This is a genomic window from Pedobacter sp. AC212 (assembly GCF_979258625.1).
In genome coordinates this window covers 255,832-279,759 of record NZ_OZ409870.1, presented here as the reverse complement: position 1 = coordinate 279,759, position 23,928 = coordinate 255,832, and the positions used below count along the sequence as shown (strand labels likewise).

General features: G+C 38.3%; 15 protein-coding genes. 11 read left to right on the top strand and 4 right to left on the bottom strand.

All coding sequences use genetic code 11. The features are described 5' to 3' along the window. Positions 1–8 precede the first annotated feature (8 nt). Positions 9–635, bottom strand: coding sequence for a futalosine hydrolase (mqnB, locus tag ACZZZC_RS01160; RefSeq protein ID WP_463484458.1), 627 nt, complete (start codon positions 633–635; stop codon positions 9–11). 102 nt (positions 636–737) lie between these two features. Between mqnB and ACZZZC_RS01155 the strand changes: the two genes are divergently transcribed. The 4 genes from ACZZZC_RS01155 (at position 738) to ACZZZC_RS01140 (ending at position 6,586) form a co-directional block, all read left to right on the top strand. Next, complete coding sequence (locus ACZZZC_RS01155) at positions 738–1,148, top strand: 6-pyruvoyl trahydropterin synthase family protein (protein WP_056850898.1); 411 nt, start codon at positions 738–740, stop codon at positions 1,146–1,148. Between the two features lie 14 nt (positions 1,149–1,162). Beyond that, complete coding sequence (gene folE / locus ACZZZC_RS01150; RefSeq protein ID WP_463484457.1) at positions 1,163–1,798, top strand: GTP cyclohydrolase I FolE; 636 nt, start codon at positions 1,163–1,165, stop codon at positions 1,796–1,798. A gap of 87 nt (positions 1,799–1,885) precedes the next feature. Continuing rightward, positions 1,886–2,767, top strand: a complete 882-nt coding sequence (gene fabD, locus ACZZZC_RS01145; protein WP_463486413.1) for an ACP S-malonyltransferase — start codon at positions 1,886–1,888, stop codon at positions 2,765–2,767. A gap of 90 nt (positions 2,768–2,857) precedes the next feature. After that, positions 2,858–6,586, top strand: a complete 3,729-nt coding sequence (locus ACZZZC_RS01140) for a sensor histidine kinase (RefSeq protein ID WP_463486412.1) — start codon at positions 2,858–2,860, stop codon at positions 6,584–6,586. Positions 6,587–6,598: 12 nt separating this feature from the next. Here the strand turns inward: ACZZZC_RS01140 and ACZZZC_RS01135 are convergent, their stop codons facing one another. Then, positions 6,599–7,501, bottom strand: a complete 903-nt coding sequence (locus ACZZZC_RS01135; protein WP_463484454.1) for a hypothetical protein — start codon at positions 7,499–7,501, stop codon at positions 6,599–6,601. 206 nt (positions 7,502–7,707) lie between these two features. On the opposite strand from ACZZZC_RS01135, the gene ACZZZC_RS01130 reads away from it, so the two are divergent. The 3 genes from ACZZZC_RS01130 to ACZZZC_RS01120 all read left to right on the top strand — a co-directional run bounded on the left by ACZZZC_RS01130 (position 7,708) and on the right by ACZZZC_RS01120 (position 11,889). Further along, positions 7,708–9,252 carry a glycoside hydrolase family 10 protein gene (locus tag ACZZZC_RS01130; RefSeq protein WP_463484453.1) on the top strand — a complete coding sequence of 515 codons (1,545 nt, stop codon included), beginning with the start codon at positions 7,708–7,710 and terminating at the stop codon, positions 9,250–9,252. 381 nt (positions 9,253–9,633) lie between these two features. Further along, positions 9,634–10,794: an acyltransferase family protein gene (locus ACZZZC_RS01125; protein WP_463486411.1), complete on the top strand. Its 1,161-nt coding sequence runs from the start codon at positions 9,634–9,636 to the stop codon at positions 10,792–10,794. A 72-nt stretch (positions 10,795–10,866) separates the two neighbouring features. Continuing rightward, a complete protein-coding gene (locus tag ACZZZC_RS01120; RefSeq protein ID WP_463486410.1) occupies positions 10,867–11,889 on the top strand; it encodes a LacI family DNA-binding transcriptional regulator in 1,023 nt (340 codons plus the stop codon). Positions 11,890–11,998: 109 nt separating this feature from the next. Here ACZZZC_RS01120 and nagB read toward each other — a convergent pair whose 3' ends face one another. After that, on the bottom strand, positions 11,999–13,924 hold the full coding sequence (gene nagB / locus ACZZZC_RS01115) for a glucosamine-6-phosphate deaminase (protein WP_463484450.1): 1,926 nt from the start codon (positions 13,922–13,924) through the stop codon (positions 11,999–12,001). Positions 13,925–14,063: 139 nt separating this feature from the next. Here nagB and ACZZZC_RS01110 point away from each other — a divergent pair, with 139 nt between their 5' ends. From ACZZZC_RS01110 to ACZZZC_RS01100, 3 genes are all read left to right on the top strand, one after another. Beyond that, positions 14,064–15,260: an anhydro-N-acetylmuramic acid kinase gene (locus tag ACZZZC_RS01110; protein ID WP_463484449.1), complete on the top strand. Its 1,197-nt coding sequence runs from the start codon at positions 14,064–14,066 to the stop codon at positions 15,258–15,260. A gap of 87 nt (positions 15,261–15,347) precedes the next feature. After that, positions 15,348–18,497 (top strand): SusC/RagA family TonB-linked outer membrane protein, encoded by a 3,150-nt coding sequence (locus ACZZZC_RS01105; protein WP_463484448.1) that lies wholly within the window; start codon positions 15,348–15,350, stop codon positions 18,495–18,497. A gap of 17 nt (positions 18,498–18,514) precedes the next feature. Then, positions 18,515–19,813, top strand: a complete 1,299-nt coding sequence (locus ACZZZC_RS01100; protein ID WP_463484447.1) for a RagB/SusD family nutrient uptake outer membrane protein — start codon at positions 18,515–18,517, stop codon at positions 19,811–19,813. Positions 19,814–19,853: 40 nt separating this feature from the next. On the opposite strand, the gene ACZZZC_RS01095 is transcribed toward ACZZZC_RS01100, so the two are convergent. Beyond that, positions 19,854–20,600 carry a DeoR/GlpR family DNA-binding transcription regulator gene (locus tag ACZZZC_RS01095; protein ID WP_463484446.1) on the bottom strand — a complete coding sequence of 249 codons (747 nt, stop codon included), beginning with the start codon at positions 20,598–20,600 and terminating at the stop codon, positions 19,854–19,856. Between the two features lie 234 nt (positions 20,601–20,834). Here ACZZZC_RS01095 and ACZZZC_RS01090 point away from each other — a divergent pair, with 234 nt between their 5' ends. Next, positions 20,835–23,927 carry a SusC/RagA family TonB-linked outer membrane protein gene (locus tag ACZZZC_RS01090; RefSeq protein ID WP_463486409.1) on the top strand — a complete coding sequence of 1,031 codons (3,093 nt, stop codon included), beginning with the start codon at positions 20,835–20,837 and terminating at the stop codon, positions 23,925–23,927. Position 23,928 lies beyond the last annotated feature (1 nt).

The following is a 23,928-nucleotide window of genomic DNA, read 5'->3' as shown; positions in this document are numbered from 1 at the left end:
CGTCATAATCAGTTCATTTCTGATATAAAAGAGATAAGCCAATCATTTAAGTTTTTAACGGCTAAACCCATTTTCCAGTTGTCTTTGTTTCGGGGCTCTACATAATTTGATACACTTCTCACTTGCAAACAATCAATACTTTCTTGTTTACAGGCATAGAAAACTGCTGCACCCTCCATGCTTTCGGTGGTTGGATTAAGCCTCTTTTTAAGGTTTTTAATGCTTTTTTCATTTCCAGTAACACAGTTTACAGTAATTCCGGTTACGGGTGGTAAGTCAATATTTTTTTTATACCTCGATTTAAAATGATTTTCGCCGAAACCGAGATCAGTAATCGTTAAAAATTCATCACCGTTTTCAGCTCCAAGTTCAGCGAAAATGTCTTCGGTTACATTTAAAATACTCCCCAGCTCCACACTCCGATCAAAACAGCCAGCAATGCCCACATTTAAAACTAAACGGTATTTGTTGGCATTTAGAAACTGTCCTAAAGAAAAAGCGGTAGCAACCATTCCAACTCCCGTTATCAATAAATCGAAGTTTTTACTTTCGATAAAATCCCCTTCGGGCAAATTGAAATGCTGATAAAAAAATGTAACCTCGGCTTTGGTAGCGGCCACTACAAGAGTTTTCATGAGGTAAATTTAAGGCATTCTTTTCATTAAAATGTCTTTCTTTAAGCTTTGGCCCTTTGGCTTAAAGCTTTATCAGTATATTTGACCTTTTATTTTATTGTAATGATTTATATAACGAGAAAAGCATCATTTAATGCGGCACACAAACTTGCCAGACCTGATTGGGATGATGATAAAAATGCCGAAGTTTATGGCAAATGTGCCAACCCAAATTGGCATGGTCATAACTATTGGTTATATGTAACGGTTAAGGGCGAAGTAAATCCAGAAACGGGTTTTCTTGTTGATTTGAAGTGGCTTAAGGATGTAATGAATATTTACGTAGTAGATAAAGTTGACCATAAAAACTTAAATCTTGATGTAGATTTTATGAAAGGAAAACTAGCTTCTACAGAAAATTTAGCTATCGAAATTTGGAAGCAATTGGAAGCGCCTATTGCAGAAAGCGGAGCCATTTTACATTGTGTAAAAATTTACGAAACCGAAAATAATTTTGTTGAATACTTTGGTTAAAACCACCTAAATTAATGAGCACTAAAAACGTATTAAAAGACGAATCGATTGATGGCTATGTAAAAATAGACCGTTATAACGACGAGAAAATCGAAGCTGTCGCTACACATTACAAAGATATTCTTGGTCAACTAGGTGAAAACCCGGAGCGTGAAGGTTTGATAAAAACGCCTGAGCGAGTGGCTAAAGCACTTCAGTATTTAACTCATGGTTATGATTTAAAGCCCGACGAAATTCTGAAATCGGCAATGTTTGAAGAAGATTATAGCCAAATGGTAGTGGTTAAAGACATTGAAGTATATTCAATGTGCGAACACCACATGTTGCCTTTCTTTGGAAAAGCTCACATTGCTTACATTCCAAACGGGCATATTGTTGGGTTAAGCAAAATCCCGAGAGTGGTTGATGCTTTTGCCCGCCGTTTACAAGTGCAGGAGCGTTTAACAAACGAAATTAGAGATTGCATTCAAAATACTTTAAACCCGAAAGGTGTTGCTGTTGTAATTGAATGTAAACATCTTTGCATGGCCATGCGTGGCGTACAGAAACAAAATTCTGTAACCACCACATCAGCTTTTACCGGTAGTTTTTTAAGCAATGATAAAACCAGGGCTGAATTTTTAAGATTAATTACGGCAAGTTTAGATTAGAAAGTATCAAGTAGAAAGTACCTGGTATCAAGATAAGCGGGCTATAAATGCGCTAATCGCCAGGCGCTTAATACCAAATGAATTATTATGAAAGCATATATTTTTCCTGGACAAGGAGCACAATTTGTAGGCATGGGTAAAGATCTTTATGAAAACCCACAGGCTGCAGCATTATTTGAAAAAGCAAACGAAATTATTGGTTTCCGCATCAGCGATATCATGTTTGGTGGAACAGATGAGGAATTGAAACAAACCAATGTAACCCAGCCGGCAATTTTCTTACACTCGGTTATTTTGGCAAAGGTTTTAGGCGATGATTTCAAACCTGATATGGTTGCTGGTCACTCTTTAGGCGAATTTTCATCATTGGTAGCTGCCAATGCTTTGAGTTTTGAAGATGGCTTGAAATTAGTTATCGCTCGTGCAAACGCGATGCAAAAAGCTTGTGAAGCGCAACCTTCTACTATGGCGGCTATTTTAGGCCTAGCTGATGATGTAGTAGAAAGAATTTGTGCTGAAGTTGATGCAGTAGTAGTTCCGGCAAATTATAACTGCCCGGGCCAATTGGTTATTTCTGGTAGTATTGAAGGAATTGATTTGGCCTGTGCTAAACTAACAGAGGCGGGTGCAAAAAGAGCCTTAAAGTTAAATGTAGGTGGTGCATTTCACTCCCCTTTAATGGAGCCAGCAAAAATTGAATTGCAGGCAGCAATTGAGGCTACAGCTATCTCGGCGCCAATATGCCCCGTTTATCAAAACGTAGATGCCAAGCCTTATACTGATCCAGCCCAGATAAAAGAAAATTTAATTAAACAATTAACGGGTGCGGTACGTTGGACTCAAACTGTTGAGAATATGCTGGCCGATGGTGCAACTGAATTTGTAGAAGTTGGACCAGGTAATGTTTTGCAAGGTTTAGTTAAAAAGGTTAGTCGTGAGGTACAAACCAGTAGTGCTGCTATTGTTTAAAACCCTTATCCTATAAATTATTTTCAGCGCCATAAACAAACCGTTTATGGCGTTGTTTTTTGTCAATATTTAATATCTTTATCAAAATCGATGAAATTGAGCTTTGGTGTAAAAATTAGATTTCTACTGCTGGTTTTAGGTTGCTGTCTCATTGCAACATCTATTTCGTTGAGCAGATTTACTACCAAAAGTGATTTGTTGGAACGCGATGCTCATGAGGTTCAACAGAACTTATTGGTTAAGGAAAGGGAAGTTGCTGCATTTTTAGCCAATAAAGCAGAGGTAGCAAAAGCAAAACAGCTCCATGTAAATCCAAATGATGCTATAGATTTTTTAAATACTTATCGAAAGATAAAAGGAATTAACCTCCTCACTTTTCAAAACAATCAATTAAAATTCTGGAGTACCTACCGCGTTACCGATATCGATCCACGGACGATAAAAGAAGGAAGCTCCGTGCTTTTTTTTTCCAATGGATGGTACGAGGTAATTAAGAGTACGAAGGGCAAATTTAGTTTGGTTTTCCTCATCGCGATACAATCTCAATATCCATTTAAAGAAACGCAGTATTTTAAAAATGATTTAGATCCGCTGTTATCTAATTCGAAATTACTTACACTGGCATCGTTTACTGATAAAGAAGTTTACAGTATCAAAAGTATCGACAATAAGTTTTTGTTCGGCCTAAAGGTAAAACCGGGCTATATAGAAGATTATTATTCTGTTACCCAGTTATGGCTTTTCGTGGCAGGATTGATAAGCATCTGCATGTTTTTCAATTCATTAAGTTCATTAATTGCAAGAAGAGGCCATATTGTTTGGGGTACCTTGTTACTGATGGTATTCTTTTTAACGTTTAGGCTTTCCGATTTGTATTATGGATGGTTTAACCATCGGTTTCCACTCGATCTATTCGATCCAAGGATCTATTCCGAAAGTTTCCTCATGCCATCATTGGGCGATTTTTTATTGAATGTAATTACGCTTACCTGGTTACTGCTCTTTATGTACAACCACAAAGAGCAATATAAATTCGCCGAATGGATCAGGAAAAGCAAAATTTTAGGCATTGTTATTCACATTCTGTTTTTGGCTTTTATTGCCACCATAGCTTATTTTAGCGATGAGGTTTTTTTCGGATTGATTTACAATTCAAAAATCAATTTTGAAATTATTAATATTCTAAAACTAAGTGGTTCTAGCTGGGTAAGTATTGTAATCCTATGCCTGGTTTGGTTTCAGATTTACTTAATCACTACCATTTCTGCAACCGTTAGCAAGCAATTAAACGTAAGTAATAAGGAAAGATTAATCATCTTTTTAACAGGTTTTGCAATTGTTTTCATTTATAAATTATCTACAGATTTTACTGCTTTTTTTATTGTTTTTGCACTTATCCTTTTAATTGTTTGTAGAAGTATTTATGTCGAAAAGGCAAAGTTTTCTATCGGCTTATTCGCCATAGTATTTTTTTGCCTTGCCTTTAATAGTTCTATTAAATACATCAAATACAAAGATATTACGGAGCGCAGCCTTCGCGAGCCGCTTGCCCGGAAGGTACAGTCATCAGAAGATCCAAATGCGATTGTAGCTTTAGGCGGTCTGGAAGGACAATTACTAAATGATCAATTTTTGGTTAGATATTTTGCTGAAAGCGGAAAGTCTAACTATGCTGTATTGAAAAACCACCTAAAAAATTATCTGGATGGTTATTTAAGCCGCTACGATTATCAGATTTATCCTTACGATAAAGGCGGAATAGATATCAGCAATCCGAATGGGCAGCCTTTTAGGAAGTATAAAGGACTGGTAGAATCTGGCTCAGTTAAAATTGATGGTTCGAATTATTTCTATCAGGTGAATAACACTTTCGGCTATCAGGATTACTTCGGCATCATATCGATAGTAAACAAGGGGAGTTTATTGGGTACTTTGGTTATCGAACTCCGCTCAAAACCATACAATTACAATAATAGATTACCCGATTTACTCGGGGATCAAAAACTGATCAGAGACGAAGACTTTAAGGGATACTCCATCGCGTTATACAGTAATAACCGCTTATTAAATCAATCCGGAAGTTATACTTACCCACTGGACGGTAAAATTTTTAATGGCAAAAAGGATGATTTTATTACCAGCAATGATAATGATTTAAATTATAGCCATTTAATTTATAAGCCCACTGAAAGCAAAATGGTGGTAATAAGTAAGCAAAAGGTGGGCTATGTAGAGCGATTGGCAGCGTTATCCTTTTTCTTTTTGGTGTTTATCATTTTCTCGTTGGTATTATATGGCTTAATCTGGTTAATTAAAAATCTGGATGATGAACGTGTGGGCTGGTTCAGCATCAATAGATCGTTAATGATTAATGCCAATAAAATTCTTTACAAAACACGCATTCAGGTTTCTATTGTGCTATCGGTTGTGGCTACTTTATTAATTGTGGGCTGGGTAACCTATTATTATATGAATAATGAATACCGTGGGCAACAAACCATTTCCATAAAAGATAAAATTAGAAAGGTACAGCAGAATTACGAGAAACAGGTTTTTAGCAAAGGGATTGTGGAAGATGAAGATGCAGTTGCTGATTTTGTAAATTTTGCTGATGTAAACAATGTGGATCTTAATTTATACAGTACGCAAGGAAACCTGCTGATGACCACTTACCCTAAACTTTATAACTCGAAAGTGATAGGTCGAAAGATGGGGCCTATGGCTTATACCTACCTGGATAAATTAAAACGATCTGAATATATTAATCCCGATGAAAAAATTGGCGATTTAACTTATGCAGCAGCCTACGCACCGATTAGAAATGCACAGAACAAAACAATTGCTTATATCGGTTTGCCAAATTATTCAAACGAAGAGGAGTACTCAGACAAAATAGCGCTGTTTGTAAGTAATCTTATCAACATCTATGCTTTGGTTTTTGTGGCGGTTGGAGTTTTAGCAGTGTTTTTAGCTAACCAGATTACCAGTCCGCTAACTTTTATTCAAGAGAGTATTAGTAGAACGCGGATTGGGCAGCGCAATGAACCCATTGTTTGGCGTAGGCACGATGAGATCGGCTCTTTAATAAAGGAATATAATGGAATGATTGCCGCACTTGAGGCCAGTGCAGCTAAGTTGGCACGATCGGAACGGGAAAGTGCCTGGAGGGAAATGGCCAAACAGGTAGCCCATGAAATTAAAAACCCACTTACGCCTTTAAAACTGGGTGTTCAATTGCTCGAAAAATCATGGAAGGAGAATGATCCGAATTTTGAGCATAAGTTTAATAAATTCAGCAAATCTTTCATTGAGCAAATCGATAGCCTATCTAAAATTGCATCAGAGTTTTCGAATTTTGCTAAAATGCCCGATACCAATTTAGAGAAATTGGATGTGATGCCGGTAATAGAACAGGCTCGTCAGGTATATAAAAACAGCGATAATGTAGAAATAAATGTGCTTAATAAATCGGAAAATAGTATCCGGATTCTGGCAGATCATGATCAATTATTAAGAACGTTTAATAATCTTTTCAAAAATGCAATTGAGGCTATTGATGATGAATCTCACTGTTGCATTACTGCTGTGCTTTACCATGATGATGAATACGCCTATATTGAAATTAAGGATAACGGAAAAGGAATTCCGGCGGTGTTACATGACAAGATCTTTGTCCCTAACTTTACTACCAAAACCTCTGGAACTGGCTTAGGCTTGGCGTTTGTAAAGCAAGCGGTAGAAAATGCAGGCGGAACAATTAGTTTTACCTCTGTGATTAATGTAGGAACCACATTTTATTTAGCGTTTCCTCTGGCTTAGACTGTAGGGATATTAACGGAGATCTACCTGAGCTTTACCCATCGTATTGCCATCAGCATATAAAATAACGGTGTAAATTCCTTTGATAAAAGGTTTTGGATTGGCCCAATCTATCACATAAGTGCTATCATCATTATTATAATTAATGTAGATAGAGTGACTGAATTGCATTTCTTGTCCATCGGCTTCAAACCTATTGCCTTCGTCGGCAAGTAAATTTCCCGCTGGGTCGAAAACTCTTAAATAGATATTGTGGTGACCTTTTTCTGCCAATTCGTTGGCAATAATATTAAAGCGAACGCTTAGTTTTTCGGCAGTTGATGATTTGGTAACCTCAACTTTTTTGCCGCTTGATTTTGTTCTGAAAGCTACAATATCAGCACTTTGAAGTTTTAATGCCGCTGCGGTTTTAACTTTTGCATTAAGGTTAGCGTTTTCACTTTCTAAACCCGAAGCTTTGTTGCTCATGTTTTTGAGCGTATTCTCTAAACTATCACGGCTGTTTTTGAGAAAAATATTGTCTTTTTGAAGCTGGATAACCTGGTCGTTATAGTTTTTTACAAAAGTTTTTAGCTCGTTAATTTGGCTATTTGCTTTATCTAATTCGCCTTGAGTAATTTCTCCTTTCTCTAAGGCCACCTTTAGCTCTGCAATTTTTTCTCTAGCTAACTTTTGTTCTTCAACTAGTTTTTCATTTAAATCCAGATTTAGCGCCTCCACCTTATCAAGCTCAACCTCGATTTTTTCTACTTCTAATCTCAACTTATCCTTCTCGGTACTCACCGTAACAAATCGTTCGCTCTGCTGTCGATCTTTAAAAAACAGGTAAGCATTTGTTCCAATAAGTGCAGCTATAACTATAACGAGGAAGTAAATTTTGTTTCTATCGCCTTTATTAATCTTTTGTGGTTCCATTTTTAATAATGCTGTATCTTCTTAAATTAATATACTTTTGTTGTTCCATAGGTAAATGGAGTACACAATTAATTTTAGCAGGGCGCAAATTATAATTTTTAATAAAAATTATAAGAGATTTTAAAAAAAATCGTTTAATTGCTAATGTTCGTTTGTATTCAAATTAACACAAGTACGCATCCCGAATCAAAAACAAGACAAGAATAATGCTTAAAAACTTTCTATACGCACTTTTATCTTTAACCGTATTACCTTATATATTAAATGCTCAACCTTTAACAAAAATTGCACCAAAAAGAGAGTTTAGAGGGGTTTGGGTAGCTACTGTAACCAATATCGATTGGCCTTCTCGTCCCGGATTAACCATTGATCAGCAAAAGCAAGAGCTGATTGGTATTCTGGAAAGACATAAAACTCAAGGCATGAATGCCATCATTTTGCAGGTGAGGCCCGCTGGAGATGCATTTTATGCTAAATCTCGTGAGCCTTGGAGCCAATGGTTAATGGGTAAGCAAGGTTTAGCGCCTGCACCTGGTTACGATCCGTTGGCCTTCGCTATCAAAGAAGCGCATTTTCGGGGTATGGAATTACATGCGTGGTTTAATCCTTATCGTGCAAGCATGAGCAGCAGTACTGTTTTTCATGAAGATCACGCATTTAGGAAACATCCAGATTGGTTTTTTACCTATGGAGGCAAAAAACAATTTGATCCGGGCATTCCGGAGGTTAGAGAATATATTGTGCAGGTAATATTAGATGTTGTCAAAGGATACGATGTTGATGGAATCCATTTTGATGACTATTTCTATCCTTACAAGATTGAGGGGCAAACGATTAATGACGCTGCAACCTTTAGCAAGTATCCAAACAATTTTACTGATGTTAGAGATTGGCGTAGAAATAACGTAGATCAACTCATTAAACAATTAGATGATAGTATTCACCATTACAAAAAGTGGGTAAAATTTGGCGTCAGTCCTTTCGGTATTTGGCGTAATAAATATGAAGATCCGGAAGGCTCGGCAACCAGTGGTTTATCCAATTATGCAGAGCTTTTTGCTGATAGTAGAAAATGGGTTAAAGAAGGATGGGTAGATTATATCAATCCTCAAATCTATTTTACTTTTACCAGGCGAGTTGCTCCGTTCGGTACCTTGCTCGATTGGTGGAGCAATAATAGTTATGGCAGGCATGTTTACATTGGTCAGGGGGCGTATTTGGTAAATTCCAGAGCCGAAGCTGCGTGGAAAAATTTAACGGAAATACCCCGGCAGATACGATATATCAGGGAGCATAACCGCATCCAGGGAAGCGTGTTTTTCAGCTCAAAATCATTGAGTACAGTGGCACGATCGGTAGGTGACTCTTTAAAAAATGATTTTTATAAGTATCCGGCCTTACCGCCGCAAATGCCTTGGTTGGATGAAACCCCTCCAAATGAGCCACAATCATTAACGGCCGATGCCATGAAGGATGGCGTACATTTAAAATGGCAAAACCCATTAAAGGCAAAGGATGGAGAAACGGCCTCTGGATTTGTGATTTATCGCTTCGCAGAAGGAGAGAAAATAGGAGTGCTCGACCCAAAAAATATTCTCAAAGTTAGCTTTGAAGATTATCTTACATTTATTGATACTTCTGCCGAAGCGGGTAAAAGGTACAGTTATTTGGTTACGGCACTTGACCGATTGAAAAACGAGAGCGAACCAAGCGGACCAATAGGTGTAGAAATTCCAATAGCTAAGGAATAAAATAGTTAGCAATCTTCTGGAATTAATGTCTTCTGTATCACTATAAATATTTTTTATAGAGTATAAACCAGGCATAGATTTCTAGTCAGATTCAACAACTTCTAGAAAAATGATATTCAGGAAACGATAAGCTTAGGAAATTAACGCATAAGTATTCGGCACGAGCGAGCTATGGGAAAATTGACCTTATTAACTAATAATTTGCAAAGTACAGACGCTAAAGAATAAGCCAGGTTTCAAAGTTAAAGCTGTGCTCTTAATCGTTATCGAAACTCGGGCAGTTTTACTAGTTATCAGCGGCCGGCTAAACTTCATCAGTCAATTATTTCTCTATCCAAAAACAAAGCCTTAATTTAGTTTGCCTAAACCAAAGCTTAAATCATGACTGAACCGAAACAACGCTTGCTATCTCTTGATTTTTTTAGAGGATTAACCGTAGCAGCCATGATCTTGGTTAACAACCCAGGTAGCTGGGGGCATATTTATGCGCCTTTAGAGCATGCAGAATGGAATGGCTGTACACCTACAGATTTAATTTTTCCATTTTTCCTCTGGATTGTGGGTGTTTCAATAGCCTTTGCAATGAGCAGCAGCAAGGCCAATCCATCAACTCATGGGAAAACTATTGTCAAAGCCATTAAGCGGGGAGTGATTTTGTACTTTCTGGGTTTTTTTCTGGCTATTTTCGGAAAATTGATGGCGGTAGTTATCGATGGCAAAAGTTTAATCGAAGCCTTTCAAACCGTTAGATTATTAGGTGTTCTGCAGCGCATCGGAATTGTATTCATCATTAGCAGTATTATCTTCCTTAAATTCTCAAATAAAACGATCTTCAAAATTTTCATCTTGATTCTGGCCATCTATTGGGCTTTGATGACGTTTGTTCCTGTTCCAGGTATCGGCTACCCAAATATGGAAAAGGAAACCAATTTGGCCGCCTGGATTGATAGAGGCATCCTCACTGAAGCACATACCTGGGCGTCTGCTAAAACCTGGGATCCCGAAGGTGTGTTGAGTACCTTACCAGCTGTGGGAACTTGTTTATTTGGGGTATTGGTTGGTATTTGGATGAGGAGAAAAGACCTCGATAGCCCAACAAAAGTAGCTTGGCTGTTTACTGCAGGAGTTGGGGCGTTGATATTGGGCCTGTTATGGGATCTTCAGTTTCCAATAAACAAAGCATTGTGGACAAGTTCTTATGTTTTGTACGCAGGAGGCTTAGCTTCCATCGGTCTTGCGCTATGTTATTGGCTCATCGATGTTCAAGGCTACAAGAGAATTACCACACCTTTTGTAGTATATGGCGTAAATGCAATCACCGTTTTCTTCCTGGCAGGATTGATGCCGAGGGTCCTAAACTTGATTAAAATAACAAATGCTGATGGGTCAAAAACGGCCTTGCTTGAAAAATTTTATACCACTTTCTATACGCCCTACTTTTCGCCCATTAACGCATCCTTAGTATGGGCGATAAGCTATGTACTTGGCTTTTACGTGCTGCTTTACATCATGTATAAAAAGAATATAATCATTAAGGTATAATGACTAAATTGGCAGAACAATCGATTGAACTGATTCATCCAATTTGCGGTTGTTAAAATTAGCTAACCAAAATTGAAGAAGAAGACGACCATATACGATATTGCGAAAGCGCTCAATATTACAGTTTCTACCGTTTCGAGAGCATTGAGTGGTTTCCCCGCAATAAGTGATGCCACTAAAAAAGCTGTTGTAGAAACCGCTAAAAAACTAAATTACAGTCCAAATAAATTAGCCTCTGCACTTAAGTCGGGTAAGACCTACATTATCGGCGTAATCGTTCCAAGTGTCCAGGCCCATTTCTTCGCTTCTATTATTCATTGTATCGAAGATGGGTTGAAGGATAGCGGCTATCGAGTCATCATTTATCAATCAAATGAATCGGTTGAGAATGAAATTAATGGTGTGAGGACGTTGTTGGAAGCACAGGTAGATGGCATTATGGCTTCCATGTCGCTTGAAACACAGGATGTTTCTCATTTCGCAGAAATTGTTAAACAAAACAAGCCGCTGATTCTTTTCGATCGGGTTCACGAGGATTTAGTGGTGCCAACCATTACCCTTGATGATTTTCGAGCGGGGTATATGGCCACGCAACATTTGATTGATCATGGCTATAAAAAGATAGCTTTTGTAACTACCGTGCATCAAATTAAAATTTTTGATGATCGGTTGAAAGGTTATAAAGCTGCTTTAAGCGATAATGGTTTGCCCGTTCTGGATGAACATATAATTTTTGGTGGTTTATCAATCAAAGATGGAAGGTTTGGCGCTGGCAAGTTGATGCGTAGCAAGAATAAGCCTGATGCAATTGTTGCCGGAGACGACTTTACGGCTCTTGGGGTTATTAAAAAACTTAAGGAAATTGATAAAACACCGCCTGAAATTGGAGTGATTGGATTTGCCAATGAAGCTTTTTCAGCTTACATCACCCCGAATTTATCCACCATCGATCAGCATCCAGCGAAAATAGGAAAAGAATGTGCCAAGATGTTTTTGAAGATGGTGAGTCAGCCCAATCCTTACAATAATATTGAACACATTGTACTTAATCCAACCGTTGTTGAACGGCAATCAACTGATAAAGACGTAGATTAGCCAGGAAACCTCTTCGAGAGTGGCGATGCTTCGGATCTTGATAATCAAGACGTTCGTAAACAAAAAATCCCCACTTTTTAAAGTGAGGATTTGTATTTTAAAAATTTTGCTAGTCAACAAACTTCCACCTTACAAAAGCTTCCATCGCTTCGTATTCTGCCAAACCTAATTCATCATAAGCTTTTGCAGTTTCACGGTTTCTGTCTTCAGCACGTTGCCAAAATTCTCTTGCATCATCGCCAGGAAAAACAGCTTTGTCTTTCTGACTTTGGTGTTTAAATATTGCGTTTCTTTTGCGCTCCAATTCTTGGGGAGAAATAGGTACAGCCATTTCAATTTCGTGGGTTTCAAATTCATGCCATGCACCCCTATACATCCATAACCAGCAATCTTGCGCCCAGGCTTCTGTTTTGCGAAGACGTGTTAATGCAGCTAAAATAATATTAAAACATACAATATGTGTTCCATGCGGATCTTCAAAATCTCCGGCTGCAAAAACCTGTTGTGGTTTTACTTGCTGCAAGAGATCAATTGTTAAGTCGATATCAGCATCGGTAACCGGATTTTTTTGGTTTTTCCCACTTTCGTAAAACGGTAGCGCCTGAAAATGGATATGGTCATCTTCCAAACCACAATAACGGGCACCGGCAATCGCTTCACCCTTTCTGATCAAACCTTTAACCGTTTGTATTTCTGGGGTATCAACCTGGTTGGGTTTCTTCTGATCAATAAAGGTTCTCATTTTATTGTACAATTCCTTCAAGTGCGAATTGTCCATCCCCATCTTTTCTGTAAAATCTACATTAAATTCTACAAAACGAAGGGCATCATCGTCCCAAACTGCAGTATTGCCAGAGGTTTGGTAAGCCACATGAACATCGTGCTTCTGATCCACCAAACGAATAAAGGTTCCACCCATTGAAATCACGTCATCATCCGGATGCGGTGAAAAGATAATTACCCGTTTTTTAGCTGGTTCTGCCCGTTCTGGCCGTTGAGAATCATCAGCATTTGGTTTTCCACCTGGCCAGCCAGTAATGGTATGTTGTAATTTGTTAAAAATATGGATGTTGATATTGTAAACCGGTCCTTTTTCAGTCGCCAGTTGTGCCATACCATTGTTGTTATAATCGTCTTCAGTTAATTTTAAAACTGGTTTCTTCAATGTATTGGCTAGCCAAATTACTGCTTTACGAATCAAGTCTTCTGTCCAAACGCAATCTTTAACTAACCATGGGGTGTCAAAACGGGTCAGTTCTGCTGCCGCCGGAGTGTCTAAAATAAATTCAACATGCTCTGAAAGTTGAAGATAAGTAGCCGGAACATCGCCAGAAATTTCACCTTCAACCGCTTTTTTAATAATCGAAGCTTTTTTGCGGCTCCAGGCCATCAAAATAATTTCTCTGGCTTTAAAAATAGTACCAATCCCCATGGTGATGGCTTTGGTTGGTACAAAGGTTTTTCCACCGAAATCCCTGGCTGCATCACGGCGGGTTAAATCATCAAGAGTAACCAAGCGTGTTCCGGAATTTGGTGCCGAACCAGGTTCATTAAAACCGATGTGACCCGTACGACCAATACCCAAGATCTGGATATCGAGGCCACCAAGATCTCCGATTTTTTTCTCGTAATCTAAACAGAATGCAGGAATATCTTCCAAGGGAAGCGTTCCATCAGGGATGTGAACATTGTTTTTATCAATGTCGATATGATCGAAAAGATTTTCGTTCATAAAAGTAACGTAACTCTGTGCGGCGTTAGGCTGCATTGGATAGTATTCATCCAAATTGAAAGTAATTACGTTTTTAAAACTTAAGCCCTCTTCCTTGTGCAGTCTAACCAGTTCGGCATAAACTGCAATTGGGGTAACACCTGTTGCTAAGCCCAGTACTGCAGGTGCGTTATTTGCTTGTTTTGATTTAATGAGGTTGGCAATTCTGTGCGCCACATTAACGGAAGCAATTTTTGGATTTTCGAACACGCTCACAGGGAGTTTCTCGAAACGTGTCTCCTCCAGTAGATTTAATCTAGCCATTTTATTTATGGTTTTTAATGTACGGAGCAGTAAATATAGAGAGTTATGCCCAATTTCTAACAAAGGTTATTTACTTTTATTGCAAGTATTTCCTTAAAATTCGATTGAGGCTATAAACAAACGTTTGATCAAAATTATCATGAACATCCAAATTCAAAATCTTTATCACAAGGCGCAAAAAGACGAACGCTTAATTATCGGGTTAATGAGCGGGACATCAATGGATGGTTTGGATATTGCTTTATGTGCGGTAAAGGGAAGTGGCGCCGAAACGGATATTAACATACTTGAATTTAAAACCGGGGAATATTCAGATGATTTCAGAGCAAAGATCAAAGCTATTTTTTCTAAAAAGCAAGTGGATTTAGAATTGGTTTGTTTGATGAATGAACACATTGCCAATACACATGCTGAGTTGATTAATCAGGCTTTGAAAGAATGGGGTTATACAAATGATCAGATTGATTTTATTGCCAGCCATGGGCAAACCATTTTTCATGCGCCAAAATCTCTTCATCAACTTGTAGATTATCCAAACGGAACGCTACAAATTGGAGATGGCGATCACATTGCTGTAAAAACAGGCATTATCACTTTATCCGATTTTCGGCAAAAACATTTAGCCGCTGGCGGCGAAGGTGCACCATTAGCTGTTTATGGCGACTATTTAATTTTCTCGAAGAGGGGAGAAGATCGGGTGATGCTTAATATTGGAGGCATCGCTAACTTTACTTATTTGCCTGGAAATCTAAATGCATCAGAAATTTTTTCGACTGATGTTGGTCCGGGAAATACCCTAATGGATCAATTTATGCAACACCACTACCATCAATTTTACGATCAAAATGGTGCTGTTGCAAAATCTGGTAAATTAAATGAAGCGCTGTTAAGCGAATTATTGAAATGCGATTTTTTTGAGTTGGATTTTCCTAAAACTACAGGGCCTGAATTGTTTAATCTGGATTACTTACAGGCTGCGCAGAATCGATCTTCAACATTGGATATCGCAACTGAAGATGTGATGGCCACATTATGCCATTTCTCGGCAGAAAACATTTCGAATGCGGTGAAACGATGCTTTGGCAAGGAACCCAATGCACAAATTTTTATGAGCGGCGGAGGGATGCATAATCCACTTTTAGTAGAATTATTAAAAGGAAAGCTTCTTCATTGTAATTTCTTCACGACCGATGACTTAAACATTAATCCTGATGCAAAGGAAGCTGTTTTATTTGCTGTCTTAGCCAATGAAACGGTATGTGGTTCGCCCCTAAATTTCGGCGATAGAAAAGGTGTTCCTTCTGTTTGCATGGGGAAAATAAGTTTGCCGGAATAAACTTTTTTGCCTCCAAGAAAAATTTGCATTTTCAACAATTTCGTTACATTTGCTCAAACCCTAATCTTCACTACAAAACCAATATTTATGGAAAAAAGTTACCTAAAATGGTCAACAAGATTTTTTGCAATTTTGATGATCCCATTGCTGCTGCTTTTATTTACAGAAATGGCACAGGCACAAACGAAACGCTATACCATCAGTGGTAAAGTTACCGATGCCGCCAACAATGACCCGATTCCGGGTGTTGTTGTTAAAATCTTAAACACAAATTTAGCAACAAGTACCAACGCCAACGGAGGCTATTCATTTTCTGTTGATTTAGCTGCAGGAACTGCCCAAATTCAATTTTCGTTCGTGGGCTACAAAAGTAAAATCCAACCGGTAAGCTTAGCCACGGGCGATCAGGTTCAGGTAAATGCCACCTTAAGTGCTGATGCAGTTGGGTTGGATGAGGTAATTGTAACAGGAACATCAGCTGGTACTACTCGGAAGGAACTTGGAAGTTATGTAAGTACGGTTAAGGGCGATGATTTAAATAAAGCACCAAGCGGAAATGTACTTTCTTCTCTTCAGGGAAAAACTGCAGGTGCCCAAATTAGCCAGAATTCTGGTGACCCAGCAGGTGGCATGTCAGTGCGCCTAAGAGGAATAAGTTCAGTAAATTCATCCTCTGAACCCTTATATATTATTGATGGAGTAATTGTAAATAATTCTACCACTCGGGTTACCAATACGTCAGCAAATTATGATGGTGGTAATTTTGTAGGAAGTATTGGCCAGAATAGAATGGTTGATATTAATCCGGCCGACATTGATCGCATTGAGGTTTTAAATGGTGCTGCAGCTGCGGCTATTTATGGATCTCGTGCAAACTCTGGTGTAATTCAAATTTTTACCAAAAAAGGGGCAAGCGGGAAAACTCAGGTAAGCTTTAATACCAGTTTGACCATTAGCGAGTTGAGAAAACAAGTAGAAGTAAATCAATCGCCAACTAAATTTGGTGGTTCGGTAAACTCGTTTACGCAAGATGTTATTCAAACGGTGATTACTCCTCCTGCTACCACAGCCGCATTGCTTACCAATACTACTGCAGTTAACAGGTATAATTATCAGGATTATATTTTCCAAACCGGTTACGGAACTGATAATACGGTTTCGATAAGTGGTGGTAATGACAACACAAAATTTTATACCTCTGCCAGCTATTTTACTAACCAGGGAATTATTAAAAATACCGATTTTACCCGTTACAATTTAAGGGCAAATGTAGATCAGAGAATAACAGATTGGGCTTCGTTGAGCGTGGGTATGAACTACATCCGCAGTGCAGCAAACGAAAAACCAGATGGAAACTCCTTCTTTTCTCCAATGAATTCGGTTACTATTATTGGTAATTTCCACGATATATTTGCCAGAGATGCAAACGGAAACTTATTGGCTGTTGGAGAACGGGGAAGGGTTAATCCCGTATCAGTGATAGAGGATATTAAACAACGGCAGCAAACGAATAGAATTATTGCTAGTGCAAATCTAAAATTGAATCCGGTTAAAAATTTAACATTAAACTTCTTAATTGGAGCTGATAATTCTGGTGCAAATGGGTCAACTTATATTCCCCCATTTGCTTATAATGTTAATCCAGATTTCTTTGGTGGTGGCGCCGGACTGGATGGTACTTTAAACGGATACGCCAGTTCTGCAAGTAACGCTGCTTTTCAGTTTAATAATGAAATCAATGCAAATTATCAGGCCAAAATATCTGATCTGATAACTTCTACAACACAATTAGGCTACTCATTTCAGTATGAACAAACCCGTTATCAATTACTTAATGGTCGCGGCTTAGCCCCTTTAATCGAAACCGTAAATGCCGCTGCTACCCAGTTGCCAAGTGTTGATGGCCGGACGCAACTTTCTGTAACTGGTGGTTACCTGCAACAAACATTTAAATATAAAGATCATTTCTTCTTAACGGGCGCAGTAAGGGTAGATCAATCTACTGTATTTGGAGCCGAAAATAGAACACAGACTTATTTTAAAGGAAATGCCAGTTATGTTTTGTCATCAGCTGACTATTGGAAAGATCTAGGCGTTTCATCGTGGTGGGATACTTTTAAAATCAGAGCTGCTTATGGCGAATCTGGAAACTTAACTGGAATTGGCGCTTACGATCGAATCAATGCTTATTCTACACAATCATTTTTAGGGCGAGCGTCGCTATTCTCAAGTGCGCAATTGGCAAATGAAAATGTGAAACCAGAACGTCAACGCGAACTCGAATTAGGTACCGACATGTCGTTTTTCAAAAACAGGTTAGGACTTCAGTTTAACTGGTATAATAAAAAAGTTAGCGATTTGCTAATAGCAAGTGTTACTGCTCCAACCATCGGTTTCTCGAGCTTTTTAGATAATATTGGCTCATTAAGAAATAAAGGTATTGAATTGGTTTTGAATGGAACTCCTCTAAAAGCGAAAGACTTTAGCTGGAACACATCAATCGTGTTCAACAGAAATAGAAATAAAGCCTTGGATGTTGGCGGTTTAAGATTGTTTAGCACTAACCCAGGCGCTCCCGTGGCCATCATTAATGGAGAGGCAATTGGTGTTTTTTACGGAACATTTTTTGCCCGCAAAGCGGATGGTAGTTTGCTAACAAATGCTGCTGGAATTCCATTATTGGAGCGGGGCATCCAAACATCGGCAACCACATTTACACCGCAACGTGATGCAAATGGTTTACCAACCGGAACAACGCTAAGGAAGGTTTTAGGAGATCCAAACCCAGATTATACTGCTTCTTTCGTGAACGATTTCTCTTACAAAAAATTTAATCTTCATGTTCAGTTAGATGCTGTTCAAGGAGGTGATGTTTGGAATGCAGATTGGAGAACCCGCCAAGGAGTTGGTAATGGAAAGGTAGCCGAAGCGGAACAATTAGGTCAACTGCCTAGGGGTTATGTTGCAGGGGTTTATGCTACAGAAGAATGGAGAATTGATGACGGATCTTTTGTTAAGCTTCGAGAAATTTCACTGAGCTACAACATTGGAAAAGTGAAGTATTTAAGAGATTTAACCGTTACGTTAAGCGGAAGAAATCTGATTTCATGGGACAATTATAAAGGATATGATCCAGAATTAAACTCAGGCGGCCAGTCGACAATATTAAGAAATATCGATTTTGGAGCTGTTCCAATTCCAAGAACCTTTAGTTTAGGTTTACAAGTTAAATTTTAATCGTTAAAGGAAGTTTTATGAAAAATTTAAGAAATAATACCTCAAAATATATTACCTGTTTCGCTTTCTCGTGCATGTTGTTTTCGGCATCATGTACAAAAGAATATTTAGACCCATCAAGAGCTAAAACCGATGTTGCATTAACAAGTCAACAAGGATTAACAGCCGTTTCTATAGGCTTACAGCGTGTTTATACTTTGGGCAGAACTGGCGTAATGTTCAATTCTATTGCAGCAAACGGCTTTGTAACCAATGAGTTTTCACTGCTCAATTCAGGAAATATTCCAGAGTTGCAGCTAAGCACTGGTGGTAATGCTGTAGATGGAACCAACACCATTTTATTTAATCTTTGGACAAGCGCCAACAAGATTATCTATGATGCAGACTTAGTTATTGCTAACGCCGGTAATCTTGGAGATAAAGGTTACGCTTCGGGATTAATTGCTTATTCAAGTATTTTTAAGGCACTTGCTATTGGAAATATGGCGCAGTATTGGGAAAAAATCCCGGATGGAACAGGTAAGAATGTTCAGTTTATCGCTAGAGCTGCAGGATTTACAAAGGCAATTGGCGTTTTAGATAATGCGCTAACTGTTATTGCAGCAAACCCAATTTCTGCAGGTTTTAATAGCAATGTACCTCCTGCTGTTAATATTGTGAATACTTTACATGCACTAAAAGCAAGATATGCGCTGTTCTCGGGTAATTATCCATTGGCGTTAACCGAAGCTAACGCAGTAGATTTGACAAAATCATCTGCTTTTGCTTTCGATCCAGCCTCACCAAACATTTTATTTTCTATTATTTCTTCAAACAATGTTTTTCAGCCGTTAAATGTTAACTTAGGTTTAACTGGCGCTAACGTACCAGATGCCGGAGATAAGAGAATTCCATTCTATACATTCTTTACAGGAACACCAACGGCAACAATTCGTATGGGTGGGTTTGCCACGGCAACTTCAACAGCGTTTCCAATTTATTTACCCGGGGAAATTACTTTGATCAAAGCTGAAGCTTTTGCAAGACAGCCAGATTTGCCGAACGCGTTAATTGAGTTAAACAAAGTGGTTACCAAAACATCAGATTTATTTGGTGTTACGGCTGCTCTGCCTCCTTTAACTGGTACTTATACCCAACAGCAGTTGCTTGATTTGATTTACAAACATCGGTCAATTGAGTTATTTGCGTCTGGCCTAAAGCTTGAAGACATGAGAAGATTTAATCAGCCACTGACAGATCGGAAAAGGAATTTTTTCCCTTATCCTTTCCAAGAGCGGGATAATAATCCAAATACTCCAGGAGATCCTACTTTCTAAAAACAAAAAATGGGTTCCAAATTTTGGAACCCATTTTTTGTTACAATATATTTAAGTCTTTTGTTCGATAGTCTGCCAAAGCTTCGTTTTCTTGATCTAATTCTGTTATTAAATAACTGATGCTTTCAATCGGGCAAACCCGTAGCCTCAAAGAGATATCCAGTTTTTCAGATATACACAAAACCGCAGTTTTTTTGGAGCAGGCAATCATCGCCTTTTTTAATTGATTAATTTCCCAGTAAGTATCTGTTAAACCATCTACCGGGTGGATAGCACTGGTACCCATCACACATAAATCCGCTTTGATTTCAGAAAGCTGTGTAATTACTTGTCCGCCGTAGGTGATCTGCGAATTTTTAGAAAACAACCCACCAATCAAAATCACTTCCAGGTTATCATATTTTGCCAGCTCAACGGCTACCAAGGGACTGATGGTAAAAAATGTTCCGGCAATATTTTGCGGAAGTTGTTTGACCAGTTCTAGAATAGTAGTTCCGCCACCGGTTAAAACCACCATTCCATCTTTAAAAAGTGAGGTCGCTTTTTTCGCAATGACTATTTTGATGTCTCTGGCATAAACCGTACTGTCATCAAAAGAACTGTGGTATGATTTAGACAATGCACCCCCATGAACTTTGAAAAGAAGGTCTTCATCTACCAATTCCTGTAAATCTCTTCTTATGGTATCTTCAGATACATTAAGTAATTGAACCAAATCGGAAGTGAGTACACGGTTGTGTAAATTGATTTGGCGCATAATAAAATCATGGCGTTCTTTTTTGAGCATGTTGATGTTTGGTTTGCACTAAAGTAAAAATACTTTTTAATAATTTGCGTGTTTGTGCGTTTTTGTGCAATTATATATTGTAATAGTTGTAGGAAAATCTTTGTTATTTTGTTTCTTTATTAGAAAACAATCAGCATATTTACATAACTATTACTAAACATGCGTTAATCTGCATGTTTAGTTAAGCCGGAAAACAAACAACTACAACCTTTTAAAACTTCTTACTAACTAATTATGATGAAAAAACTACTTTTTAGTTTTATCGGTATGGTTATGCTGCTTGCTCAAGTATTTGCGCAACAAGCCACCATTACTGGTAAGGTCACATCTAGTGACGGACCCATTCCTGGAGCATCAATTCGTGTAAAAGGAACCTCAATAGTATCGCAGAGTAATAGTGATGGAAACTTTACTATAAAAGCACTGAAAACAGATGTACTTACTTTTTCTTACATTGGTTATAAAACCGTTGAAAGAACTGTAGGTAATAATACAACAATCAATGTTTCCATGCAAGCTGATGCAAGTAACCTCAATGAAGTGGTAGTTACAGCGTATGGGATTGATAGGAACAAAGCGAGTTTAGGTTACTCTACCCCAACTGTAAAAGGCGATGAAGTAACGCAAACAGGTAGAGAAAACTTTATCAATGGCCTTGCAGGTAGGGTGCCTGGTCTTTTTGTCAATCAAACTTCGGGAGATCCGGGTGCATCTTCACAGATTATTTTGAGAGGAATAGTGTCCATGACTGGAGACAATTCGCCATTAATAGTGCTCGATGGTGTGCCTATTGATAATTCGGTGTTAAACCAAGGCAATACTGCAATGAATGGGAATAATCGAAGCCAAGATTATACCAACCGTGCGTCAGACATTAACCCTGCAGATATCGAAAGTTATACCATTTTAAAAGGACCAGAAGCCACAGCACTTTATGGAAATTTAGGTGCAAGTGGTGCAATTGTAATTACTACAAAAAAGGCAAAGGCAGGGAAATCAAGCGTTTCATATAATGGATCTTACAGAATAGAAACCGTTAATAATGCACCAGAGGTACAGCAGGTATATGGCCAAGGTGATGCCAATGGCATTTTTAACGGAGGATCATTTAATTTCTTCGGGCCTAAATATGCTGAAGGCCTACCCGTTTATGATAATGTAGGCTCTTTTTTCAGAACAGGATCAGCGCAAAAACATAATGTTGTTGTAGAAGGCGGAAAAGAAAGTTTAACATACAGGTGGTCTAACGAGTATACAGACAATAAAGGGACTATTCCAACAACTAGATATCAACGATTTGTTTCTTCTGTAGTTGGTGTGATACCGGTTTCTGATAAAATAAAAGTGACTACCAGATTTAGTTATACTAATGCTTACAATAAGAAAGCAAATAAAGGCGCTCAGGGTTACTTAATGGGCTTATTGCGGTTTCCCTCAAGATTTGATGTTAACAACTGGATTGATCCGGTAGGTAACAGAATAACTACTACAGGAACCATATTTTTGGAGAGTGACAATCCATTTTGGGACGTGAACAAAAACTTATCTGAAGATAAAACAAATGCAATTGTCGGAAATGCTAACCTATCTTATAAGCCTACAAAATGGTTATCCATTACGGGTATTTTAGGTACTAATTTGTCGAACACTAATGGCATCACTGTTTACCATACTCAGTCTTATTCTGGCTCGGGTAGTGCAGCAACCCCAACGGGTGGTACCGTCAATACTTACCAGCAGCAAAATAAACGATTAGACGGATCAATCACGGCTAGTGCTACTCATAAATTTGGTAAATTCAATAATACTTACATTGTTGGCGCCAACTTTTCTGATGTAAATAATACTACAAACTCGGCTAGAGGGCAGAACATGTTCGATCCTAACTTTTACAGTATCAATAATACCCTTCCATCAACTCAATCTGCAAGGCTTTTTATAGGCAGATATAGGAATGCAGGTGTTTTCGGGCAAGCCGTTTTAGGCTACCAGTCGTTACTTTTCCTTACAGTTTCTGGGCGGGTAGACGCCGCTTCGAGATTAATGCCTAACAATCCGTACTTTGCATATCCGTCAGCCAGTTTGGCCTTTAATTTTACGGAACTTGAAGATGTAAAAAAATTAACTTGGTTGAGCAGTGGAAAATTAAGAGGTTCTTACGGTATAACAGGTAAAGAACCTTACAAACAATATGCCTTAGCTACTCGGCTGCTTACTGTTAACTCTACTGGTGGAGGTTTTAATTACGATGCTGCAAATGGAGGAAATCCGGATTTGGTTCCTGAGCAAACCAGAAATTTTGAAACTGGCATCGAATTAGGATTTTTAAAAGATAGAATTAGCGTAGATTTTACCTATTACAAACTAAATAGCCATAGACAAATTATTGCACCGCGAATTAGTTATGGTACTGGTTCAGTAATAAGATTAATGAATGGCGGTGATGTAGTGAACAAAGGTATTGAGGTTCAGCTAAAAGGTTCGCCATTCAGGTCTGCGGGATTTAGTTGGGATATGACATTAAATTACACCAAAAATAAGGGAACGGTGTTGTCTATTGCCGATGAGCTTCCGGAGCTTTATGATTCTGATACTTGGGTAGCGAATGGTTTACGTGGAGCTGTTTTTCCAGGCGCAAGCACCTTGGCAATTGCAGGTTGGGTTAACCAAAGAAATAATAGAGGAGATTTGTTAATCAACCCAGCTACAGGATTACCAATATTAGGAAGCGATCAGGATTTTCCAGTAATTGGAGATAGAACGCCTAAGTACAATCTAGGATTCGTTAACAACCTTACTTTTAAAAATTTCAATGTTTCCTTCTTACTTGACTTGAGAGTTGGGGGTGACGTTTACAACCAAACTCAATACGAATTGTACAGAAGAGGGTTGAGTGTTAAAACACTAGATAGAGATGTTCCACGAGTAGTAACTGGAGTTTTAAAGGATGGTTTAGAAAATACAAACAACCCAACGGTAAATACAATCTTAGTAACGCCATCTGCAAATACCAATTATTATAGTTCGACAACAAGTGGTATTGCACCAGAAATGTTTGTGGAAAAAAACATCAAATCTCTAAGGTTAAGAGATGTTACTGTTGCTTATGATTTCCCAACAAAAATGTTATCAAGAACCAATTTTATCCAGAATTTAAGTGCATTTGTAACACTAACAGATGTATTCCTAATCACAAATTATTCTGGAACGGACCCTGATGCAAACTCCAATAATCCATCGTTAGGTGGTGCAGGCGGTTATGGGATAGATTATGGAAACATGGGTAGGCCTCTGGGCGTGAACATTGGTCTTCGTTTAAAATTATAAT